Consider the following 2,625-nt stretch of genomic DNA (forward strand, 5'->3'; position numbering starts at 1 on the left):
TATAGCGCGACAATCAGGATGAGACGCTTGCGACAATCTGGATGAGATTCTTAGGTCGCGGTCGGGATCAAATTATCATGCTGATTGCCGGTGACAAGTTCTTCTTCGTTTTCTGATTGCCGCTGCGCGACAGACAGCGTTGAGGTCCTGATTGTCGCAAACGAGGCCGGTCGGCCCCGCTGGCGTTTTTCCTCAAGCGCGGTTCTGCGGCGATAACTTTCGACATTCATCTCGAAGATCGTGGCATGGTGCACAAGCCGGTCGACTGCTGCGAGTGTCATGGCAGGATCTGGAAAGACCCGGTTCCACTCTCCGAACGGCTGGTTGGCAGTGATCAAGATCGACCGGTGCTCGTATCGTGCCGAGATCAGCTCGAATAGCACGCTTGTTTCCGCCTGGTCCTTGGTGACGTAGGCGAGGTCATCGAGGATGAGCAAGTCGTACTTGTTGAGTTTATCGATGGCAGACTCAAGCTGCAGTTCCCTGCGGGCGACCTGAAGCTTCTGCACAAGATCGGTAGTCCGGGTGAACAGGACCCGCCATCCGTTCTCGATCAGCGCAAGGCCGATAGCCGCAGCAAGATGGCTCTTTCCTCCGCCGGGCGGACCGAACATGAGGATGTTGGCTCCCTTGGCGAGCCAACTGTCGCCGGCGGTAATTGCCATGACCTGCGCCTTCGAGATCATGGGTACTGCGTCAAAGGCGAAGCTGTCCAAGGTCTTTCCGGGCGGCAGGTGCGCTTCGGCGAGATGCCGTTCAATCCTGCGATTGGCACGCTCTGCCAGCTCGTGCTCGGCAATAGCCGACAGGAAGCGAGCGGCTGGCCATCCTTCCCGGTCCGCCTGCTCGGCAAATTGCGGCCACAGCGTTTTGATGGTCGGTAGCCGAAGTTCGTTGAGCATGATGGCGAGCCGTGCTTCGTCGATCACGTGGGCGTTCTTCATGCGGCTTCTCCTGTCCCGATCAGGGCCTCATAACCGTTGAGCGATGCGAGCTGCACATGAACGGTAGGCAGCTTGGCTGGATCCGGGCCGAAGAGCGTTCGCATGGCGGCCAGGTCCGGTAAATCGCCCGCATCCAGGGTCCTGGCCAATTCTTTGGCAAGTTCGCGCTCGCAACCGCGGTCATGCGCCAATGCCAAAAGCTCAACGGTGATCTTGCAAGCCTGCTTGTCGGGAAGATGCTCGATGAGGGCTTCGAAGGCCTTGCGATATTCTGGACGCGGGAAGAGTTTGTCGCGATAAACGAGGCCGCGGAGCGCCATCGGCTTCTTGCGCAGGGAATGGATGACGTGGTGGTAGTTGACGACCTGATCGTGCCGCCCGTCGGGGTGGCCGCGTCCGCGGCGCAACGTCATCAGATGCGTACCTCCGATGAAGACATCCAGCCGATCATCGAACAGGCGAACTCGTAACCTGTGGCCGATCAGGCGGGACGGCACGGTGTAGAAGACCTTGCGCAGGGTGAAGCCGCCCGTCCGGGACACAGTGACAACAATCTCCTCGAAGTCCGTGGTCCGGCGCTCGGGCAGCGACTGCAGATGGGATCGCTCTGCATCGATACGCCTGCCATGGGCAGCGTTGCGACGGCTGACGATCTCGTCGACAAAAGCGCGGTAAGAACCGAGATCGTCGAATTCCTTGGTGCCCCGCATCAGCAGGGCATCGTGAACAGCGTTTTTGAGATGACCATGCGAGCTTTCGATCGAGCCGTTCTCATGCGCGACACCTTTGTTGTTGCGCGTCGGGGTCATCCGATAATGGGAGCAAAGCTGATCGTAACGGTGTGTGAGATCGACCCTGGCGTCGGCATCGAGGTTGCGGAATGCGGCCGACAGGCTGTCGCTGCGATGATAAAGCGGCGTACCACCCACGGACCACAGGGCATTTTGAAGTCCTTCGGCCAGCGCGACGAAGCTTTCCCCGCCGAGAATGACATGGGCGTGTTCGAAGCCCGACCAGACGAGCCGGAAGTGATAGAACAGGTGATCAAGCGGCTGGCCGGCGATCGTTACACCAAGGCCGCTGGCGTCGGTAAAATCCGAAAGGCCCAGTCGGCCTGGCTCGTGCGTCTGGCGGAAGATGACCTCCTGCGCTTCGCCATTGACAGCACGCCACGACCGGATGCGTCGTTCAAGCGTACGGCGGATACCTTCAGAGAGTTCTGGATGTCGGCGCAGCATCTCGTTGTAGACGGCGACGGCACGGATGCCGGGGGCGGCCTTCAGCAGCGGGATGACTTCAGTCTCGAAAATCGGCTCTAGGGGATCAGGGCGGCGACGTCCACGCGGCGCTTTGCTCTGAGATGGTAGGTGTACCTCCTTGTCGAGGCGGTATGCCGTGGCTCGGCTGATCGACGCTTTTGCCGCGGCGACCTCTACGGAATGCGTTTGTCGGTACTTCATGAAGAGTCTCATCTGATGATCGGTTACATGGCGACCCGGCACAAACTGGTTCTCCAATCCAGAAAACCGCAAATGTACCGAACCGACCGCGATCATGAGACGCCTAAAATCTGCGCCGCGCCGGGATATGACTACAATCGGGCTCCGCCCTCACTCCGTCACACCCCGGCGCGAGTCTCATCCTGATTGACGCTGAATCTCACCTAGATTGCCGCTATGCA

General features: G+C 59.5%; 2 protein-coding genes. Both read right to left on the reverse strand.

Annotated elements, in window-relative coordinates; translation table 11 throughout:
- Nucleotides 1-50: 50 nt before the first annotated feature.
- Entirely contained in the window at nt 51-944 is an 894-nt protein-coding gene (gene istB / locus FHW03_RS25915) for an IS21-like element ISRel5 family helper ATPase IstB (RefSeq protein ID WP_071634643.1), read from the reverse strand.
- The gene (gene istA / locus FHW03_RS25920) at nt 941-2,416 is read right to left on the reverse strand and encodes an IS21 family transposase (protein WP_182523277.1); all 1,476 of its coding nucleotides are present in this window, start codon (nt 2,414-2,416) and stop codon (nt 941-943) included. The genes istB and istA overlap by 4 nt, the downstream gene beginning before the upstream one ends.
- Nucleotides 2,417-2,625 lie beyond the last annotated feature (209 nt).

This window comes from Ochrobactrum sp. RH2CCR150, assembly GCA_014138095.1.
Lineage (GTDB): Bacteria > Pseudomonadota > Alphaproteobacteria > Rhizobiales > Rhizobiaceae > Brucella > Brucella gambitense.